Origin of the sequence: Streptomyces huiliensis, assembly GCF_020037025.1 — a bacterium.
Classification (GTDB): domain Bacteria; phylum Actinomycetota; class Actinomycetes; order Streptomycetales; family Streptomycetaceae; genus Streptomyces; species Streptomyces huiliensis.
In genome coordinates, this window is record NZ_JAIQLH010000063.1 from 44,721 (window position 1) to 64,736 (window position 20,016).

Genomic DNA, 20,016 nt, shown 5'->3' on the forward strand with positions numbered 1-20,016 from the left:
CAGGGAGCGCAGACCCGTGCAAGGCACCGCCGCCCATGCCCAGCCCGCTCCCCGCCCGGCCGTGCCCCGGCGCCCCGGCGACGTACGCCCTCAGGGGCCGCGCCCGGTGCACACGGCGCTGATCTGCGTCGCCCTGCCCGCCCTCGCGATCTCCGAAGAGCACGGGCAGCTCACCGGCCACGGCCTCGACGGGTTCTACCGCGACGGGCGCCGCCTGCTGGCCCGCTGCGTGCTCAGGGTGGACGGGGCCGAGCCGGTGCCCCTCCAGGGCCGGCTGGTCGACGCCGGCCGGGCACGGTTCGTGGCCACCCTCCGCACCGCGGCGGACGAGGGGCCGGATCCCGCCGTCACGGTGGAGCGCGTCCGGGACGCCGAGGGCGTCGAGCGGGTGACCCTGCGCAGCGCGGCCACCCGCGAGGCCCGGCTCCGGGTCGAGGTGTCCCTCGGGACCGACCTCGCGGACCTCGGCCTGATCGCCCACGGCACCGCGGCACCCGAACTGCCCGCGGCCGTCCACGGCTCCGGCCTCCGGTGGACGGCACCCGGCCTGCACACGGTGGTGACCGCCGACCCGCCGCCGGACGACGCCCTGGCCTCGGCCGGACTGCTCTGCTGGGAGATACGGCTGCCGCCGGGCGGCACGCGCAGCGTCGAGCTGCGCGTCAGCCCCGAGGTCCCCGGCAGGCCCCGCCCGCCCGAAGCCCCCCGCGCCCGCACGCGCGCCGCGGCACCCTGGGGCGACGCCCAGGCGGAGGGCGACGATCCCCGGGCCGCCGCCCTCCTGGCCGGCAGCCTCGACGACCTCAGGGCCCTGCTCGTCCGCGACCCCAAGATCCCCGGGGACGTGCACGTGGCCGCCGGCGCCCCCTGGCGCTGCGGCGCACCCGCCCCCGCCGAGGCCCTGTGGGCCGCCCGGATGACCCTGCCGCTCGGCGTCCGGCTGGCCGCCGGAACCCTGCGTACCCTCGCGCGGGCCCAGCTCCCCGGCCCGGGCCCGGAGCGCGGCCGCATCCCCGGCGCCCTCCGGCACACCGGGGCGCACCTGCCGCCCGGCTGCACGGGGATCGAGGCCACACTGCTGTTCCCGACCGTCCTCGCGGAGGCCAGGCGCTGGGGCCTGCCGTCCCAGGAGGTCGAGCCACTGCTCCCGGCGGCCGAGCGCTGCCTGGCCTGGCTGCGCTCGGCCGCCGGCGACCGCGGCTACCTGGCGGATCCGGCGCCCGGCGGCCCTTACCGCTGCGAGGTGCAGGCCCACGCCCACCGGGCCGCCCTGCTGGGCGCCGACCTCCTCGCCGCGTACGGCCGCCCGGGAGCGGAGGAATGGCGCGCCTGGGCGGCCGACCTGCGCCGCCGCTTCCGCGAGGACTTCTGGGCCGACGACCGCGGCGGCGGCCGGCCCGTGGCCGCTCTGGCACCGGACGGCGAACCCGTCCCGCACCTGGGCGGCGCCGCCGCCCACCTCCTCGACACCGGCCTGCTCGGGGAGGGCGAGTACGCCCCCGGCCTGCTGGACCGGGCCCGCACCGAACAGCTGGCCAGACTGCTGGGCAGCCCTGCCCTCGACTCCGGCTGGGGACTGCGCAGCCTGGGGACGAAGGAAGGCGGCCACAACCCCTTCGGCCACCGCGGCGGGGCCGTGCGCGTCCACGAGACGGCCGTCGCCGTCGCGGGCCTCGCCGCGGCCGGCTTCGAGAAGGAGGCGGGCTCCCTCGCCCGCGGCGTACTGGACGCCGCCGAGGCGTTCGCCCACCGGCTGCCCGAGATGTACGCGGGCGAGCAGCGCACCACCGGCAGTGCCCCACTGCCCCACCCGGCGGCCTGCCGCCCGGCGGCCGTCGCGGCGGCGGGCGCCGTCCACCTGCTGACGGCGTTCGCGGGGGTGCGGCCCGACGTCCCGGCGGGCGGTGTGACGGTCCGTCCGCCCGCTTCGGCGCCGCTGGGGGCACTGCGCTTCACCGGGCTGCGGGTGGCCGAGCAGCCGTTCGCCGTACGCGTCGGCCGGCTCGGCCTGGGCATGGTCGAGGAAGCCGCCGACGGACTCCAGCTGGGAGTGTGAGCACCGTGCGCACCGTTCCTCCCCAGAGCCTCCGCGGCTCCGCACGCGGCACCGCGGCCGACGAGGGACAAGAACCTGTTTATCGTCAAGCAGACGACTATGATCGCGTCATGCCCTACGACCCGTCGGCCTTCCCGCCCTTCGCCGTCACCGTCGACCTGGTCGTGCTCACCGTGCGGCGGCACTCCCTGTGCGCGCTGGCGGTGCGCCGCGGCGAGCCCCCCTTCCAGGGCCGGTGGGCGCTGCCCGGCGGATTCGTCCGGTCCGACGAGGACCTGGCGACGGCCGCGGCCCGCGAGCTGGCCGAGGAGACCGGGCTGCACGTCCTGCACGACCCCGCCTGCCCCGCCACGGCCAACGCGGCCCACCTCGAACAGCTCGCCACCTACGGCGACCCCAAGCGCGACCCGCGCATGCGCGTCGTCAGCGTGGCGCATCTGGCGCTCGCCCCCGACCTGCCCGCGCCCCGCGCCGGAGGCGACGCGCACAGCGTGCGCTGGGCCCCCGTCGAGGACCTGCTGGACCGGGACGGCCACGCCCGGGACGGCGAGCAGGCCGCCCCGCTGGCTTTCGACCACGCCCGCATCCTCGCCGACGGAGTGGAACGTGCCCGCTCCAAGATCGAGTACTCGTCCCTCGCCACCGCCTTCTGCCCCCAGGAGTTCACCGTCGGGGAGCTGCGCCGGGTCTACGAGGCCGTCTGGGGCGTCGCCCTCGACCCGCGGAACTTCCACCGCAAGGTGACCGGCACCCCCGGTTTCCTGGTCCCCACCGGCGGGACGACGACCCGGCAGGGCGGCCGCCCCGCACAGCTCTTCCGCGCGGGCGGCGCCACCCTCCTCAACCCGCCCATGCTCCGCCCCGAGGCGTAGCCGCGCCCCGCTCCACGGGGGGCACGGACGGGACACGCCGCCGACCCCGCTACGTAGCAAATAGGACATATCGGGTTACGGTGCTGCGGTACGCCCGTGCTCCCGCGCCTTCCTTCCCTTCCGCGCGGGACCGTCTCACGCCCCGCGAGGGAAGTCATGATCCAGGCCATCGGACTGACCAGCGTCCCCCGCCGCAACCGGCCACCCGTCGTCGACGACCTGACCTTCGAGGCCCGCCCCGGGCGCGTGACCGTCCTGCTCGGGGAGGCCGGCGCCGGCAAGACCAGCACCCTGCGCCTCATGCTGCGGCTCGACCCCGGCCGCGGCGTCGCCCTGTTCCGCGGGCGCAGCCTCGACCGCGTCGCCCACCCGGTGCGCGAGGTCGGCGTGCTCCTCGGGGACGTTCCGGGCCACCCCGGCCGCACGGCCCGCGGCCACCTGCGCATGCTCGGCGCGGCGGCCGGGGTGCCCGCCGCCCGCGCCGACGAGGTGCTCGACGTCGTGGGCCTCAGCGGCCTGGCCGACCAGCGCATCGGGGACTTCTCCCGCGGCATGGACCGCCGGCTGGGCGTCGCCGCCGCGCTCCTGGGCGACCCGCACACACTCGTCCTGGACGAGCCGACCGCCGGCCTCTCCCCCCGGGAGACCTCCTGGCTGCACGGGCTCCTCCGTGGCTACGCGGCCCAGGGCGGGGCCGTGCTCGTCACCTCGTCCTCGCCCGCGGAGGCGGCCCGCGTCGGCGACCAGGTCGTCACCATCCACCGCGGACGCCTCGTCGCCGACCAGGAGTCCGAGGTCTTCGCCCGGGCCCGCCTCAGACCGCGGGTCGCCGTCCGGTCGCCCTCGGCGGCGCGGCTCGCGCACATCATCTCCGCGGAGGCGGAAGCGGCCTCCCCGCCGTCCGAGGCCCCGCCCGTGGAGGTCGTCCACGAGGGCGGCGGCGCGCTCGCCGTCTACGGCAGCACCTGCGCCGCCGTGGGGGAGACCGCCTTCCGGCACGGGATCCTCGTGCACCGGCTCGCCGAGGAGGTGGAGGCCGGGCCCGTCCCCCCGCTGCAGCGCGCCGACGGCCGCCGCCCGGCCGACGCCGCGCCCATCCCTGGGCGCGACGCGCCCGAGGGGTCACTCTCCCGCGTCCAGCCGCCCCTGCCCACGCCCGGCCCGGCCTGGCCGCTCCGCTACGAGTTCCACCGCTTCGCCGGCGTGCGCACCGGCTGGGTCACGGCGGCCGCCGCCCTCCTGCTCTCCCTGCTCGCCGCGGTCCTGCTGGCCCGGGCCGGAGCGGCCGAGCCCGGTCTGCTCGCCGGGTGGCCCGCGCCGCTCCCGCTGCCGCCGGCCGCGCTCGGCGCGGGGGTGCTGGGCGCGCTCGCCTTCGGGCAGGAGTACCGCTACCCGGCCCTGGCGCCGGACGCGGGCGCCGTCCCCCGGCGACTGGCGCTGCTGGGCGGCAAGCTGGCGGCCACCGCCCTCGCCGCGCTGCTGCTCGCCCTCTCCACGGTGGCCCTGGACGCCGCGGTGGTGCGGCTCCTCTTCGGGGAGGCCGTGCCGCTCCTCCCCGAGGCCTGGCCCGTCGCGCTCGCCGGGTGGCTCGCCCTCGTCCTCGGCTGCGCGTGGGCCGGGCTGCTCGCCGCGGGCCTGTTCCGGTCCACGCTCCTGGGGCTCGTCGCGGTGCTGGTGGTCCCGACGCTGGTGGTCCCGGTGGTGAGCGCCGTGCTCGCCCGTCCCGCGGCCCGGTCGCTGGCCGGGCTGCCCGAGCGGCTCCGCGCCACGGCTCCGCTCCAGTGGCCGGCCGGCCTGGACGAGGGTGTCTCGACGGCCCTGCGGCTGGTCTCCCAGCCCGTCGGGTGGGCGCTCGTGCTGTCCCTGACCGGACTGCTCGGCGCCTACGTCCTCACGGTGCTGCGCGGGAGGCCGCGGTGAGGTCTGTGCTAGGGCCGCGCCGGGCCCGGGGGAGTCGGCTCCCGGCGCCGAGGGGTACGGAGCGTGACCACCGGCCGGCCGTGCCCGCGGGAAACGCGGACGTCATCGGCGGGCGCCGGCCCTCGGGCGTCCATGGGGAGAGACCCTACGACACGCTCCGGAATCGGCCCTCTATAGCTGTCCGTACGCGCCCGACCTCGAAGAGTGCCCAATTCTGTCCGTTTGGACGTCAATTGTGAGGTAATGGGCGATCACCCTTTCGTGTGCTTTTCACCAAAGACCTCAAGGCCCGTCGGCCCGTCGCCGACAAAGGAAGCGTGAGTACCCTTGCGCACACCATGATGACCGCGGCTCGCCCCGCCGACTCCGGCCTGACGGGCCCGGGCGAGCTCGACCGCTACTCCTACGCGGAGGCCCCCGGGGCCGACCGCGGTTCCGCGCACGCCTGGGACGGCGACGCGGAGCTCGGCCGCGCCGGCCGCCGGGCGGCCGGCAGCCGGGGCCGCGGGCTGCACGGCCAGCTCGTTCAGCAGCTGGGACAGATGATCGTCTCCGGCGACCTGGGAGCCGACCGTCCGCTCGTCCCGGAGGAGATCGGCCAGCGCTTCGAAGTCTCCCGCACCGTCGTCCGGGAGTCGCTGCGCGTCCTCGAGGCCAAAGGTCTGGTCAGCGCCCGCCCCAACGTCGGCACCAGGGTCCGTCCGGTCAGTGACTGGAACCTCCTCGACCCGGACATCATCGAGTGGCGGGCCTTCGGGCCCCAGCGCGACGACCAGCGCCGGGAGCTCTGCGAGCTCCGCTGGATCATCGAACCGCTGGCCGCACGGCTCGCCGCAGGACACGGCCGCGAGGACGTACAGCAGCGCCTCGCCGACATGGCCGAGATCATGGGGCACGCCCTGGCCCAGGGTGACTCGCTCACCTTCTCCCGCGCCGACGCCGAGTTCCACACCCTGCTGCTCCAGGTCGCGGGCAACCGCATGCTGGAGCACCTGTCGGGCATCGTGTCGGCGGCCCTGCACGTCTCCGGTGCCTCGGCCGGCGGCTGCGACCGCCCCACGGACGCGGGCGTCGGCCACCACCTCCGGATCGTCGACGCCGTCGGCGCGGGCGACGCGGGCGCGGCGGAGTCCGCCATGCGCCAGCTGCTCGTCTCGCACCCGGAAGTCGAGCGGGCCGTGCCCGCGCCGCGCGAGCACTGATTCGCGGGAACGGGCCGTACGGACAGGGAGAGATGCGCGCGGGACAGTTCGTCCGCCCCGCGCGTTCGGCCGCGCGCGGAATCGCAGAGCCGCGCGGGGCGTCCCGTACGGGCGCGTGCGAGAGGAAAAGCGCCGCCGGTCTTGGGTCAAGCTGCACGGGAGCGCAGTGTTCCGCCCTGGTCTGTGGCATTTCGCACCCTTATGGGGTGTGACTCGGGCCACGGGGATTGGGCGTAACGCTCTCTGAGGCAGCGCGATGACTAAAGAGGTGGTGGCCGCGGAGGGAATACAGGTCTCGAACGAGGCGCTGTGTTGCACCGCACTATCGCCCGCGCCGTCGGTTCATCCTTGCCGGCGGTCGTCGGCTCCGATCCCCAGTGGATGGAGCCGGAAGCCGTTTCCATCGTTCCGAGAGGTTGTTCGTGTCGGCCAGCACATCCCGTACGCTCCCGCCGGAGATCGCCGAATCCGAGTCTCTGATGGCGCTCATCGAGCAGGGAAAGGCCGAGGGGCAGATCGCCGGCGACGACGTGCGTCGGGCCTTCGAGGCTGACCAGATTCCGCCAACCCAGTGGAAGAACGTTCTGCGCAGCCTCAACCAGGTCCTCGATGAGGAAGGTGTGACGCTGATGGTCAGTGCGGCAGAGGCGCCCAAGCGCACCCGCAAGAGCGTCGCAGCGAAGAGCCCGGCGAAGCGCACCGCCACCAAGGCCGTCTCGTCCAAGACGGTCACGTCCCGTCCGTCGTCCACGACCGCCGCCACGTCCGCCGCGGGTTACGGCGACGAAGCGGGTGACGAGGCCGTGGCGCCCGCCAAGAAGGCCGCCGCCAAGAAGACGGCCGCGAAGAAGACGGCGGCCAAGAAGGCCACCGCCAAGAAGACGACGGCCAAGAAGGCCACCGCCAAGAAGGACGCCGACGAGCTCCTCGAGGACGAGCTCGTCGACGAGACCCCCACTCCCGGCAAGGCCGACGAGGAGGAGGAGACCGGCGAGAACAAGGGCTTCGTCCTGTCCGACGAGGACGAGGACGACGCCCCGGCGCAGCAGGTCGCCGTGGCCGGCGCCACCGCCGACCCGGTCAAGGACTACCTCAAGCAGATCGGCAAGGTCCCCCTCCTCAATGCCGAGCAGGAGGTGGAGCTCGCCAAGCGGATCGAGGCCGGTCTGTTCGCCGAGGACAAGCTGGCCAACGCGGACAAGCTCGCCCCGAAGCTCAAGCGCGAGCTGGAGATCATCGCCGAGGACGGCCGGCGCGCCAAGAACCATCTGCTGGAGGCCAACCTCCGTCTGGTGGTCTCGCTGGCCAAGCGCTACACCGGCCGCGGCATGCTCTTCCTGGACCTGATCCAGGAGGGCAACCTCGGTCTGATCCGTGCGGTCGAGAAGTTCGACTACACGAAGGGCTACAAGTTCTCGACCTACGCGACCTGGTGGATCCGCCAGGCGATCACGCGAGCCATGGCCGACCAGGCCCGCACCATCCGTATCCCGGTGCACATGGTCGAGGTCATCAACAAGCTCGCGCGCGTACAGCGCCAGATGCTCCAGGACCTGGGCCGCGAGCCCACCCCGGAGGAGCTGGCCAAGGAGCTCGACATGACCCCCGAGAAGGTCATCGAGGTCCAGAAGTACGGCCGTGAGCCGATCTCCCTCCACACTCCGCTGGGTGAGGACGGAGACAGCGAGTTCGGTGACCTCATCGAGGACTCCGAGGCGGTCGTCCCGGCCGACGCGGTCAGCTTCACGCTTCTGCAGGAGCAGCTGCACTCGGTTCTGGACACGCTCAGCGAGCGCGAGGCCGGCGTGGTGTCCATGCGCTTCGGCCTCACCGACGGTCAGCCGAAGACGCTCGACGAGATCGGCAAGGTCTACGGGGTGACGCGTGAGCGCATCCGGCAGATCGAGTCGAAGACCATGTCCAAGCTGCGCCACCCCTCGCGTTCCCAGGTGCTGCGCGACTACCTGGACTGATCCGCGGGCGACGCCCCGGCGGCGTCCCGGTCAAGGGCCCGGCCCCTCTTCGGAGGTGCCGGGCCCTCGTGCGTACGACGACCCGCGGACCGGGCGTGCGGCGGACGGCGGGCTCCGGATGCGGTGGACGATGCCTGGAGTGACTCTGGGAAGGCAAGTGACTCCGCTGTGTCAGGAGACCGTATGCGTGCCCTGAGGTATTCGCTGACCGCCGCCTTCGCGCTGCTGCTCGCGGTGCCGGCGCCCGCGACGGCCGACGAGCGGCTGGTCGTGGGCGGGCAGGAGGTGAAGACCGCGGACGCGCCGTGGGCGGTGGCCCTGGCGAGCCGCGCACGGTTCGGCACGACGCGCTCCGGTCAGTTCTGCGGCGGCGTCGTCGTGGCGCGCAGCACCATCGTCACCGCCGCCCACTGCCTCACCCGCGACGTGCTCGGCACGGAGCCGAGCGCGGCCACGGACCTGAGGGTCATCGTGGGCCGCGACGACCTGCGGGGGACGGCCGGAAAGGAGCTGGCCGTGAAGGAGGCGTGGGTCAACCCGGACTTCAGCGCGGGGACCAACGCCGGGGACGTCGGGGTCATCACCTTGGCGGAGCCGCTTCCCGACGGCCGGACCATCGCGATGGCGCAGCAGGGCGAGCCGGTCTACGCGGCCAATACGCCGGCCATGGTGTACGGCTGGGGTGACACCCAGGGCAACGGGTCGTACTCGGACACGTTGCGCGCCGCTCCCGTTCTGGTCCTCGGTGACGAGCTCTGCGAGCAGGCTTACCCGGGCGGCCTGGAGGGGGCCTACGACCGGAAGACCATGCTCTGCGCAGGCTGGGCCGAGGGCGGGAAGGACGCGTGCCAGGGTGACAGCGGCGGCCCGCTGGTGGCGGGCGGACGACTGGTGGGGCTGGTGTCGTGGGGGAGCGGTTGCGCACAGCCCGGCCGTCCCGGGGTCTATACGCGCATCTCCGCCGTTTCCGCGATGGTCACGGCGCACAGTGTCGACAAGAAGCCGCACGGCCCCCAGGGGCCCGCACAGCTGGCGCGTCCGGCGGTCCCGAAGTGAGGGCCGTCGGGTCCCGACGAGGACGGGCGGCCACCCCCCTGATGGGGGCGCCGCCCGTCGCTGCCCAGCCCACAGGGTCGGACCTCGCTCGTCGTGGATGCGATGTGCCAGCGTTCCAGCGGTGGACTCAGCGGTCCTCGGGAGGACCTCAGCGGTCCTCGTCGGCCGCGGAGGCCGGGACGGCCGTCAGTCGCTCGGTCTCGTCCTGTATCTCCGCGGCGATCTTCTTGAGCTCCGGCTCGAACTTGCGCCCGTGGTGGGCACAGAACAGCAGCTCACCGCCGCTCAGGAGGACGACGCGCAGGTATGCCTGAGCGCCGCACCGGTCGCAGCGGTCAGCGGCCGTCAGCGGGCTCGCGGGGGTCAGAACAGTAGTCACGTCGCCTCTTCTCTAGCTCGACGAGCTGTCGTACCAGGGTCAACATCCAACCAGGCCGAAAACGTTCCCGCTCGTGGCTTTTCCTCGAAACTTCCTTCCGAGTGAGCCGGATCTTGACGTTTGGCGGCGAATGAGCCGTATTGCGTGGGTCTACGGTTTCACATCGCTGGGGTTCACATCATCGGGGGGTCCGTCCACCCGGCTGGCTTGCCGGGTTGTTCTTCAGGACGTGCCCGGAGCCTAAATGGTTCATGCCTCCAAGGGAACGTGATGTGCACGTCACCCCATCGAGTCATCGAACAGGCATTCGAAACTCGACTAGCATGGTCGGCGCCGCGGGTGGCGGCACAAAGGCTCTACCGGGCCTCGGTACCCTCTGAACGGCGAATGAGCCAGCCATGCGCCCGCAGTCGGGTGACAGAGAAATTCAGCGAGGAGCGAACCGCGTGACCGCCGATACGTCCGTGCCGTCCACCGCATTGCTGACCGGGGCAGACCGGGACGGATCCAACTACACCGCGCGGCACCTGCTCGTCCTCGAGGGACTGGAAGCCGTCCGGAAGCGCCCCGGCATGTACATCGGGTCGACGGACAGCCGCGGCCTGATGCACTGCCTCTGGGAGATCATCGACAACTCCGTCGACGAGGCCCTGGGCGGCTACTGCGACCGCATCGAGGTGATCCTGCACGGCGACGGCTCCGTGGAGGTCCGGGACAACGGCCGCGGCATCCCGGTGGACATCGAACCCAAGACCGGGCTGTCCGGCGTCGAGGTCGTCATGACCAAGCTGCACGCGGGCGGCAAGTTCGGCGGCGGCGCGTACGCGGCTTCCGGCGGTCTCCACGGTGTCGGCGCCTCCGTCGTCAACGCGCTCTCCTCGCGCCTGGACGTCGAGGTGGACCTCCACAGCAGGACCCACACGATCAGCTTCCGGCGCGGTGTGCCGGGCATCTTCACCGAGTCCGGTCCCGACGCGCCCTTCGACCCGGCCGGCGGGCTGCTCAAGGGCAAGAAGGTGCCCAAGACCCGGACCGGCACCCGGGTCCGCTACTGGGCGGACCGCCAGATCTTCCTCAAGGACGCCAAGCTGTCCCTGGAGACGCTCTACGGGCGCGCCCGGCAGACGGCCTTCCTGGTGCCCGGGCTGACCATCGTGGTCCGCGACGAGCGTGGCCTGGACGGCGCGGACGTCACCGAGGAGACGTTCCGCTACGACGGCGGGATCAGCGAGTTCTGCGAGTTCCTCGCGCAGGACAAGGGCGTCTGCGACGTGTTGCGGCTGAGCGGGCAGGGCACGTTCAAGGAGACCGTGCCCGTTCTCGACGAGCGCGGGCACATGATGCCCACCGAGGTCACCCGGGAGCTCGGGGTGGACATCGCGCTGCGCTGGGGGACCGGTTACGACACCACGGTCAAGTCGTTCGTCAACATCATCGCCACCCCGAAGGGCGGCACGCACGTCGCGGGCTTCGAGCGGTCCGTCACCAAGACCGTCAACGACGCGCTGCGCGCGAGCAAGCTGCTGCGCGTCGCCGAGGACGACGTGGTCAAGGATGACGCCCTGGAGGGCCTCACGGCGGTGGTGACCGTGCGGCTGGCGGAGCCGCAGTTCGAGGGGCAGACGAAGGAGGTGCTGGGCACCTCGGCCGCCTCGCGGATCGTCGCGAACGTCGTGGCGAAGGAGCTCAAGGCATTCCTGACCTCGACCAAGCGGGACGCGAAGCAGCAGGCGCGGGCCGTGCTGGAGAAGATCGTCGCGGCGGCCAGGACGCGGATCGCGGCCCGGCAGCACAAGGAGGCCCAGCGGCGCAAGACGGCGCTGGAGTCCTCGTCGCTGCCGGCCAAGCTGGCCGACTGCCGCAGCGACGACGTGGAGCGCAGCGAGCTGTTCATCGTCGAGGGCGACTCGGCCCTGGGCACGGCCAAGCTGGCGCGGAACTCGGAGTTCCAGGCGCTGCTGCCGATTCGGGGCAAGATCCTGAACGTGCAGAAGGCCTCGGTGTCGGACATGCTCAAGAATGCCGAGTGTGGGGCGATCATCCAGGTGATAGGAGCGGGGTCCGGCCGGACCTTCGACATCGACGCCGCGCGCTACGGCAAGGTCATCTTCCTCGCCGACGCCGATGTCGACGGTGCGCACATCCGTATCCTGCTGCTCACCCTCTTCCAGCGCTACATGCGGCCGATGGTGGAGGAGGGTCGGGTGTTCTCCGCGGTGCCGCCGCTGCACCGGGTGGAGCTGACCCACCCCAAGAAGGGGCAGGACAAGTACATCTACACGTACTCCGACAACGAGCTGCGGCAGACGCTGCTGGAGCTGGAGCGCAAGGGCGTCCGGTACAAGGACTCCGTGCAGCGCTACAAGGGTCTGGGCGAGATGGACGCCGACCAGCTCGCGGAGACCACGATGGACCCGCGCCACCGCACCCTGCGCCGGATCAACATCAGCGACCTGGAGGCCGCCGAGCGGACCTTCGACCTGCTGATGGGCAACGAGGTCGCGCCGCGCAAGGAGTTCATCACCAACTCGGCGGCGACGCTGGACCGCTCGCGCATCGACGCCTGAGTCTCCACCCCCGGGTGGAGATCCTCTCTCCGCTCTCTCCACCCGGGATCCACCCTCGCTCCACCCCTGCTCCGATCCATGCCGGGCGCCGGCTCCGTAGCGTCGGATGTGTCGGCCGGCAGCGTGTTCACCTGCGGTCGGCCGCCGTGTTCACGTTCAACGGAGGGGCCTTCCATGTCCGGTGTGATCGACGCAGGGGTGATCGTCGCCGTCGTCGCGCTCGTCGTCGTCCAGCAGTTCAGGCCGCAGAAGGTGCTCTCCGCCGGGCGGAAGTGGTGGGCCGTGCCCGCGGTGCTGGTCGTCGTCGCGGCCAGGGAGCCCGGGATGGTGGACGCCGGCCACCGGGCGATGTCCGTGGGGCTGCTGGTGGCGGGGGTGGCGGCCGGGCTCGCCACCGGAGCCGCCTGGGCCTGGACCACACGAATATGGACCGACGCGTCGGGGGCCGTCTGGGCCCAGGGCACCAAGGCCGCGGTGGCGATCTGGGCCGGTGGGCTGGTGCTGCGGCTGGGGCTGTCCGGAATCGGCGCGCTGACCGGCGTCCACCAGGGGACCTCGGCCACGCTGCTCACGCTCGCGGCCATGCTGCTGGCCCGCACCGGCATCGTGGTGCTGCGAGCCCGGCGGGTGCTTCCGTCGTACGGTGTCGTTGCCGGTGGCTGAGGCCGGAGCAGCGGTGGAGGAGCCGGACGTGCCCAGGGAGAGCTGGACCGCGTGGCCCGCCCGGGAGGCGCTCTCCCGGGCCGGTGTACCGCGCCGTCGCCAGGCGCTGACATGGATCGTGCGGGCCGTGCTGGTCGGGGTGTTCTTCGCCAGTGTGGTGCGGGAGGACGAGCTCGCCGGGTGGGAGTACGCCCTGGTGGCCGCGGGCTTCGTCGGGTGCGGCGCCGCGATCTGGCGGTGCTACACCACGACGCTGGAGCGACGGCTGCGAGCCTCGGTCGGGCTGCTGGCGGTGCCGGTCGTGGCGGGGGTCCTGGCCGAGTGGGCGGGGACGCACGTCGCCGCCGCCGGGTTGTGGTGCGTCGCGGCGGTCGTCGCGGTGGAGCGGCTGCCGCTCGGGCCCGGTGTCGGGCTGGCGGCGGTCCCGCTGGCGGCCTACGTCCTGACGACGCGGAGCACATGGGCGGGGACGGCCGGGACGGTGGCCATGGTGCTGCTCATCGGGTACTCGCTGCGACTGGACGAGGAGGCAAGGGGGGCCGGGTTCCGGATGCTGGCCCAGGAGCGGGCCGCGCGCCGGGCGGAGGCGGAGACGGCGGCGCTGAACGAACGGGCGCGGATCGCGCGGGAGATCCACGACGTCCTCGCGCACAGCCTCTCGGCGCAGCTGGTGCACCTGGAGGCGGCGCGGCTGCTGGTCGAGAGCGGCGCGGAGCGGGATCGGGTCCTCGAACGGATCGTGTCGGCGCGGGGGATGGCCCGGGAGGGGCTGGCCGAGACCCGGCAGGCGCTGTCCGCGCTGCGCGGGGAGATGACCCGGCCGGAGGAGTTCCTGCGGGACCTGGCGGCCGCGCAGGGGGCCGGGCTGCTGGTCACCGGGGAGCCGCGCCGGCTTCCGGCCGAGGCCGGGCTGGCGGTGCGGCGGGTCGCACAGGAGGCGCTCACCAATGTGCGCAAGCACGCCCCGGGCGCACGGGTGGCCATGGAGTTCTCCTATCTGGAGGGAGAAGTGGAGCTGGCGGTTCATGACGGTGGGGCGCGGGGGAGGAACACCGAGCTGGCCTCCTCCGGTGCCGGGTACGGACTGCTCGGCATGCGGGAGCGGGCCGAGTTGCTGGGAGGCAGCCTGGAGGCCGGGCCGGTGGGCCAGGATGAGGAGGGGTTCGTGGTGCGCCTGAGGGTGCCGGCGTGACGAGGGGGCCGGGGGACGGCAGATGGGGGGAGTTGGAGTGGATCCGGGAGGTGGGAGTGGTGTGAGCGGAGTGAGCGAGGCGGAGCGGTCGCCGGCGCGGGTCCTGGTCGTGGACGACCAGACCGTGGTGCGTGAGGGGATCGTGATGCTGCTGGGGCTGTTGCCCGGCATCGAGGTCGTGGGGTCGGCGGCCGACGGGCTGGAGGCCGTCCGGCTGGTGGCCGAGCATGCGCCGGACGTCGTGCTGATGGACCTCCGCATGCCGCGCTGCGACGGCGTCGAGGCCACCCGGCGCATCCGCGAGCACCATCCGGACACTCAGGTCGTGGTGCTCACTACGTTCGGCGACGACGACTCGCTGTTTCCCGCGCTCCAGGCGGGGGCGCGCGGCTATCTCACCAAGGACGCCGGAGGGGAGGAGATCGTCCGGGCGATCGAGGACGTGCGGTCGGGGGAGGCTGGGCTCTCGCCGCAGGTGCAGCGGAGGCTGCTGGAGCGGCTGGCGACGGTGGCGCCCGCCGGAGCGCCGGGCTCGTACGGCTCGGGCGGCTCGTACGGCTCGGGCGGACCGAGCAGCCCGTACGGTTCACCGGGGCCGTGCGCCGGCCGGGGGGCGGAGGGTCCCCGGGGAGCGCCGGAAGGGCTGCCCGACGGGCTGACCGCGCGGGAGGCGGAGGTCCTGGCGCTGGTCGCGGAAGGGCTGTCGAACACGGAGATCGCCCGGCGGCTGCACGTCAGCACGGCCACGGTGAAGACGCACATCAACAACCTCTTCGCCAAGACGGGGCTGCGGGACCGGGCGCAGGCGGTCCGGTACGCGTTCCGGTACGGCATCGCGGGGCCCCCGGGGCCGGAGGCCCGGGGCTGACCGTGGTGGGGCGCGGTGGCGTGGCGGGAGCCTGTCCGAAGCGGCCCGGTCAGCTGCCCGGTCAGTGGCCGGACCAGGTGTAGCGGTGTTCCGGGCGGCCCGTGGAGCCGTATCGCAGGGTGAGGTTCAGCCGGCCGGACGCCTCCAGGCGTTTGAGGTAGCGCTGGGCGGTGGAGCGGCTCAGGCCGGCGCGGGTGGCCACCTCGTGGGCGGACAAGGGATGCGCGGCGTCGCGGAGTACCCGGCGGATCAGTTCCGCCGTCGGGGCGGAGTGGCCCTTGGGGAGCGACGGCGGGGCGGTGGCCGTACGGAGGGTGCCGAAGATCCGGTCCACTTGCTCCTGTTCGGCCTCCTCCGTACCGTCGAGGGCCAGTCGCAGCCGGGCGTAGGCCTCCAGCTTCACGCGCAGACCAGGGAAGGAGAACGGTTTGACGAGGTACTGCAGGGCTCCGTAGCGGATGGCCGTGCGGACGGTGGCGACGTCCCGGGCCGCGGTCACCATGATGACGTCCGTCAGATGTCCCGACTGCCGGACGCGGTTCATGAGGGACAGGCCGGTCTCGTCCGGCAGGTAGTGGTCGAGCAGCATCAGGTCGACGCGTTCACGTTCCAGGACGGCCATGGCCTGGGCGGCGTTGTGGGCCGTGGCCCGTACGCGGAAGCCCGGAACCCGTTCCACGTACGCCGCGTTGATCTCCGCCACACGGAAGTCGTCGTCCACGACGAGGACTTCGATCATTGGTTCACCCCTTCGAGCGGTGTGGCCGGACGGCCTGCGGTTCCGCCGTCGTGCGGCCCCCGTCGTGCCGCCACCTGTTCTAGCGCGCGCAGAACGAGCAGAACAGGGTTCGTGTACTCAAGCGGCAGAGTGCGCGCAAGTCCCGGCGCGAGCGGGAGCCTTGCCGCGGCCTCTTCAGGTCAGGGGGACGATGGCGACGACGTCCATCCGGGCCGGCGAGCCGAGGGCCCGGCCGCAGCTCTCGGGGCGGGGTGGCGCCGCGGCACCCTGCTCGACGGCGACCCGCCAGGATCGGCCGTCGGGGTGGGCCACGGTGACCTCCCGGCGTGCGGGGGAGCCGGTGGTGGCGACCACGTCGAGGGCGTCCGCGCGCGTCTCGCCGGTCAGGGAGCGGATGGCCAGTTCGGCGGCCTGGGCGGGGCGGTCCCAGGCGGACCGGCCGCGGCAGTTCGCGGTCACCACATGGCCCTCGCGGGCGGCTTCCAGCACTTCCTTCACCCCGTGCGCGGTGGCCCGGCCGTAGGCGTAGCCGAAGGGCAGCACGAAGAGGGTCGGCGCGAAGCGGTGGCCGCCGATGTGGGTGACCTCCCAGACCCCGGTGCCCCCGGCGGCCGTCAGCTCGGCCGCGAGCGGCCGGCCCAGCAGGGCGCAGCAGCGGTCCCGCTTGCCGTTGGTGCACACCAGGGCGAGCGGGTCGCCCGTGTACGGCTCCCACAGCCCGCCGTGGTGCCCGGCGCCGAGCGCGGGGAAGTCCAGGTCCGGCAGGAGTGCCGGGTCGTCGAGCTCGGTGGTGCGGATCCAGGAGCGGCCGGGGGCCGTGTGCGCGACGAAGACCCGGCGGCCGGCCGGCGGGCGGCAGTCGGCGTGCCGGCCGGGGCGGCGGATGAGGGCGACCCGTACGCCCGTGCCGGCGGCCGCCTCCTCCAGGGCCCGCCCGACGGCGGGATCCAGGCGACTGGCGGTGAGGGCCTTGGCTCCCCAGGGGCCGGGCTGCTCGACCAGCAGCCAGGTGGGGGCCGTGACGGCGGTGCCGGTCAGGGGCTCGCTCAGCAGTCGGGAGGCGGTGGCGCACGTGCTCACATAGGTGAGCCTAACCTGGGCCGGAGGGCCTTGCGCGCCCGGTCGGCCCTGCCTTCCGGTACGACCATATGCTGGGGCGGGCGGCGCGGCACGGGCCCGCCGTGCTCTCCGACCGACGACGAAAGGCGCTCGTGTGGCCAGACGACAGATCCCCGTCATCGTGCTCGCGGGCTTCCTCGGTTCGGGCAAGACGACGCTGCTCAACCACCTGCTGGCACACAGCGGCGGCAGCCGCATCGGCGTGGTGGTCAACGACTTCGGCAGCATCGAGATCGACGCCATGAGCGTGGCCGGCCAGGTGGACTCCATGGTCTCGCTCGGCAACGGCTGCCTGTGCTGCGCGGTCGACACCAGCGAGCTGGACGGCTTCCTGGAGCGGCTGGCCCGCCCGGCGGCCCGGATCGACGTCATCGTGATCGAGGCCAGTGGGCTCGCCGAGCCGGAGGAACTGGTCCGGATGATCCTGGCCAGCGACAACCAGAGCATCGTCTACGGCGGGCTGGTCGAGGTGGTGGACGCCGCCGAGTTCGGCCGGACCCGTGAGCGGCACCCCGAGCTCGACCGGCACCTGGGCATCGCGGACCTGGTGGTGCTCAACAAGACGGACCGGGTGGCCGACGCCGAGCGCGAGGAGCTGGAGGCGGTCCTCGCCGGGCTGGCGCCCGGCACTCCCGTCGTCGCCTCCTCCCACGGCCGGGTCGACCCCGAGCTGCTCTTCGACCGCAAGCCGTGCGGGGACCGCCTGGAGGCGATCCGGCAGCTCTCCTTCGAGGACCTGGTCCACGAGGAGCACGACCACGCGCACGACGGGCACCTGCACGCGGCGTACGAGAGCGTCGAGTTCGTCTCCGACGACCCGCTGCACCCCCGCCGCTTCATGGAGTTCCTGGACCGCAGGCCGGAAGGGCTCTACCGGATCAAGGGGTTCGTGTACTTCGGGGTGCCCGGGCACCGGCAGAAGTTCGCCCTGCACGCGGTCGGCGACTTCCTGCGGATGTACCGGTCGCCCTGGGCGCGGTCGGAGCCCCGCCTCACCCAGCTGGTCATGATCGGCACCGGCATCGACGGCGGCGCCCTCCGGGACGGGCTGGACGCCTGCCGGCACACGGCACCGCAGGACGCCGACGACCACAGCATGTGGGGCGTCCTGCGGTACACCCAGGGCTGACCCGCCGGCCGGCCCCGGCAGGGTCACACCGGTCCGGCCACCACCGCCACCGGCTTGGCCAGCGGCGTCCCCGAGCCGTCGCGGCGCGGGTCGATCTCCGGCAGGACCACGGGCGTGCCGTTGGCCGCCGCGGCGCGGGCCGGAGCGGGCCCCGCCCAGGCCAGGACGAGGCAGTCCTCGCCCTTGAGGAACCGCTGGCAGCGGACGCCGCCGGTGGCCCGGCCCTTGCGCGGGTACTGGTCGAACGGCGTCAGCTTCGCCGTCCCCTCGGAGGCCGCGCCGGGCAACCCGCCCGCGGCCCCGGCCACCGTGAAGACCACCGCGTCCTCCGCCGGGTCGACGGCGGTGAAGGAGATCACCTTCGCCCCGGCGGACAGCTTGACGCCCGCCATGCCGCCCGCGGGCCGGCCCTGCGGACGCACCTGCCCGGCCTGGTAGCGCAGCAGCTGGGCGTCGTCGGTGATGAAGACCAGGTCCTCGTCACCGGTCCGCAGCTCGGCGGCGCCCACGACGCGGTCGCCGTCCTTGAGGCCGATGACCTCCAGCTCGTCCTTGTTGGCCGGGTAGTCCGGCACCACGCGCTTGACGACACCCTGCTCGGTGCCGATGGCGAGCCCCGGCGAGGACTCGTCCAGCGTCGTCAGACAGACCACCCGCTCGTCGTCGGCCAGCGACAGGAACTCCGAGAGCGGCACGCCGCCCGCCAGGTTGGGCGCCGCGGCCGTCTCCGGCAGCTGGGGCAGGTCGATCACCCGCAGCCGCAGCAGCCGCCCGGCCGAGGTCACGACGCCCACCTCGCCCAGCGCCGTGGCCGGGACCGCCGAGACGATCACGTCGTGCTTGACCCGCTTGGTCTCGCCCGCGCCGGGCGCGAACGGCTCGCCGGTGGCGGTACGGGCCAGCAGTCCGGTCGAGGAGAGCAGCACCCGGCACGGGTCGTCGGCGACCTGGAGCGGCACGGCCGACGCGGGGGCGCCCGCCGACTCCAGCAGGACCGTACGCCGGTCGGTGGCGAACTTCTTCGCGACGTCGGCCAGTTCGGAGGAGACGAGCTTGCGCAGCTCGGCGTCGGACTCGAGGATCGTCGTCAGCTTCTCGATCTCCGAGGTCAGCTTGGTCTTCTCGTCCTCCAGCTCGATCCGGTCGAACTTGGTCAGCCGGCGCAGCGGGGTGTCGAGGATGTACTGCGTCTGCACCTCGGAGAGGGAGAAGCGCTCGACGAGTGAAGCCTTCGCCGCCGCGGCGTTGTCGCTCGATCGGATGATTCTGATGACCTCGTCGATGTCAACGAGCGCCACCAGCAGGCCCTCGACCAGGTGAAGCCGGTCGCGCCGCTTGCCGCGGCGGAACTCGCTGCGCCGCCGGACCACCTCGAAGCGGTGGTCGACGTAGACCTCCAGCAGCTCCCTCAGACCCAGCGTCAGCGGCTGGCCGTCCACCAGCGCGACGTTGTTGATGCCGAAGGACTCCTCCATCGGCGTCAGCTTGTAGAGCTGCTCCAGCACGGCCTCGGGGTTGAAGCCGTTCTTGATCTCGATGACCAGCCGCAGGCCGTGCGCCCGGTCCGTGAGGTCCTTCACATCGGCGATGCCCTGGAGCTTCTTCGCGCCGACCAGGTCCTTGATCTTGGAGATGACCTTCTCCGGACCGACCGCGAACGGCAGCTCGGTCACCACCAGGCCCTTGCGGCGGGCCGTCACGTTCTCCACGGAGACGGTGGCGCGGATCTTGAACGTGCCGCGGCCCGTCTCGTACGCGTCCCGGATGCCGTTCAGCCCGACGATCCGGCCGCCCGTGGGCAGGTCGGGGCCGGGGACGTACCGCATCAGGGTGTCGAGGTCGGCGTTCGGGTGCTTGATCAGGTGCCGGGCGGCGGCGATCACCTCGCCCAGGTTGTGCGGCGGCATGTTCGTCGCCATGCCGACCGCGATCCCCGTGGTGCCGTTGACCAGCAGGTTCGGATAGGCGGCCGGCAGGGCGACCGGCTCCCGCTCGCTGCCGTCGTAGTTGGCGGCGAAGTCGACCGTGTCCTCGTCGATCGACTCGGTCATCAGCGAGGTCGCGGACGCCATCCGGGCCTCGGTGTACCGCATGGCGGCCGGCGGGTCGTCGTTGCCCAGCGAACCGAAGTTCCCGTGCCCGTCGACCAACGGGACCCGCATGGAGAACGGCTGCGCCATGCGTACCAGGGCGTCGTAGATGGAGGCGTCACCGTGCGGGTGCAGCTTGCCCATCACCTCGCCGACCACGCGCGCGCACTTCACGTAGCCGCGCTCGGGCC

Annotated in this window: 15 protein-coding genes; 11 read left to right on the forward strand and 4 right to left on the reverse strand. The window is 73.1% G+C overall.

Annotated features, from left to right (window positions below; genetic code table 11):
• Nucleotides 1-106: 106 nt before the first annotated feature.
• From JNW98_RS13795 to JNW98_RS13820, 6 genes are all read left to right on the forward strand, one after another.
• Complete coding sequence (locus JNW98_RS13795; protein ID WP_223768480.1) at nt 107-2,056, forward strand: glycogen debranching N-terminal domain-containing protein; 1,950 nt, start codon at nt 107-109, stop codon at nt 2,054-2,056.
• 110 nt (nt 2,057-2,166) lie between these two features.
• The gene (locus JNW98_RS13800; RefSeq protein ID WP_223768481.1) at nt 2,167-2,928 is read left to right on the forward strand and encodes an NUDIX hydrolase; all 762 of its coding nucleotides are present in this window, start codon (nt 2,167-2,169) and stop codon (nt 2,926-2,928) included.
• 156 nt (nt 2,929-3,084) lie between these two features.
• On the forward strand, nt 3,085-4,848 hold the full coding sequence (locus JNW98_RS13805; protein WP_223768482.1) for an ABC transporter ATP-binding protein: 1,764 nt from the start codon (nt 3,085-3,087) through the stop codon (nt 4,846-4,848).
• A 263-nt stretch (nt 4,849-5,111) separates the two neighbouring features.
• Complete coding sequence (locus JNW98_RS13810; protein ID WP_308015597.1) at nt 5,112-6,050, forward strand: FadR/GntR family transcriptional regulator; 939 nt, start codon at nt 5,112-5,114, stop codon at nt 6,048-6,050.
• A gap of 422 nt (nt 6,051-6,472) precedes the next feature.
• Nucleotides 6,473-8,023, forward strand: a complete 1,551-nt coding sequence (locus tag JNW98_RS13815) for an RNA polymerase sigma factor (protein WP_308015599.1) — start codon at nt 6,473-6,475, stop codon at nt 8,021-8,023.
• A gap of 183 nt (nt 8,024-8,206) precedes the next feature.
• Nucleotides 8,207-9,079 (forward strand): S1 family peptidase, encoded by an 873-nt coding sequence (locus tag JNW98_RS13820; RefSeq protein ID WP_223768484.1) that lies wholly within the window; start codon nt 8,207-8,209, stop codon nt 9,077-9,079.
• 148 nt (nt 9,080-9,227) lie between these two features.
• Here JNW98_RS13820 and JNW98_RS13825 read toward each other — a convergent pair whose 3' ends face one another.
• Nucleotides 9,228-9,458, reverse strand: coding sequence for a DUF7455 domain-containing protein (locus JNW98_RS13825; RefSeq protein WP_223768485.1), 231 nt, complete (start codon nt 9,456-9,458; stop codon nt 9,228-9,230).
• Between the two features lie 446 nt (nt 9,459-9,904).
• On the opposite strand from JNW98_RS13825, the gene JNW98_RS13830 reads away from it, so the two are divergent.
• From JNW98_RS13830 to JNW98_RS13845, 4 genes are all read left to right on the forward strand, one after another.
• Entirely contained in the window at nt 9,905-12,025 is a 2,121-nt protein-coding gene (locus JNW98_RS13830; RefSeq protein ID WP_223768486.1) for a DNA gyrase/topoisomerase IV subunit B, read from the forward strand.
• 174 nt (nt 12,026-12,199) lie between these two features.
• Nucleotides 12,200-12,688: a DUF1453 domain-containing protein gene (locus JNW98_RS13835; RefSeq protein ID WP_223768487.1), complete on the forward strand. Its 489-nt coding sequence runs from the start codon at nt 12,200-12,202 to the stop codon at nt 12,686-12,688.
• 28 nt (nt 12,689-12,716) lie between these two features.
• Nucleotides 12,717-13,880 carry a sensor histidine kinase gene (locus JNW98_RS13840; protein ID WP_223768488.1) on the forward strand — a complete coding sequence of 388 codons (1,164 nt, stop codon included), beginning with the start codon at nt 12,717-12,719 and terminating at the stop codon, nt 13,878-13,880.
• A gap of 22 nt (nt 13,881-13,902) precedes the next feature.
• Nucleotides 13,903-14,748 carry a response regulator transcription factor gene (locus tag JNW98_RS13845; RefSeq protein ID WP_223768489.1) on the forward strand — a complete coding sequence of 282 codons (846 nt, stop codon included), beginning with the start codon at nt 13,903-13,905 and terminating at the stop codon, nt 14,746-14,748.
• A gap of 61 nt (nt 14,749-14,809) precedes the next feature.
• Here JNW98_RS13845 and JNW98_RS13850 read toward each other — a convergent pair whose 3' ends face one another.
• Complete coding sequence (locus JNW98_RS13850; RefSeq protein ID WP_223768490.1) at nt 14,810-15,487, reverse strand: response regulator; 678 nt, start codon at nt 15,485-15,487, stop codon at nt 14,810-14,812.
• A gap of 174 nt (nt 15,488-15,661) precedes the next feature.
• The gene (locus JNW98_RS13855; protein WP_223768491.1) at nt 15,662-16,567 is read right to left on the reverse strand and encodes a ferredoxin family protein; all 906 of its coding nucleotides are present in this window, start codon (nt 16,565-16,567) and stop codon (nt 15,662-15,664) included.
• Between the two features lie 133 nt (nt 16,568-16,700).
• Between JNW98_RS13855 and JNW98_RS13860 the strand changes: the two genes are divergently transcribed.
• Entirely contained in the window at nt 16,701-17,735 is a 1,035-nt protein-coding gene (locus JNW98_RS13860; RefSeq protein ID WP_223768492.1) for a CobW family GTP-binding protein, read from the forward strand.
• 23 nt (nt 17,736-17,758) lie between these two features.
• On the opposite strand, the gene JNW98_RS13865 is transcribed toward JNW98_RS13860, so the two are convergent.
• Nucleotides 17,759-20,016 (reverse strand): DNA gyrase/topoisomerase IV subunit A (locus JNW98_RS13865; RefSeq protein ID WP_223768493.1); only part of this gene is annotated, 2,258 nt, incomplete at its 5' end.

Excerpts from the sequence above, each read along its gene's own strand:
- JNW98_RS13800 (WP_223768481.1), top strand. The coding sequence starts at position 2,167 with ATGCCCTACGACCCGTCGGCCTTCCCGCCCTTCGCCGTCACCGTCGAC.
- JNW98_RS13805 (WP_223768482.1), top strand. The coding sequence starts at position 3,085 with ATGATCCAGGCCATCGGACTGACCAGCGTCCCCCGCCGCAACCGGCCA.
- JNW98_RS13820 (WP_223768484.1), top strand. The coding sequence starts at position 8,207 with ATGCGTGCCCTGAGGTATTCGCTGACCGCCGCCTTCGCGCTGCTGCTC.
- JNW98_RS13835 (WP_223768487.1), top strand. The coding sequence starts at position 12,200 with ATGTCCGGTGTGATCGACGCAGGGGTGATCGTCGCCGTCGTCGCGCTC.
- JNW98_RS13845 (WP_223768489.1), top strand. The coding sequence starts at position 13,903 with ATGGGGGGAGTTGGAGTGGATCCGGGAGGTGGGAGTGGTGTGAGCGGA.
- JNW98_RS13850 (WP_223768490.1), bottom strand. The coding sequence starts at position 15,487 with ATGATCGAAGTCCTCGTCGTGGACGACGACTTCCGTGTGGCGGAGATC.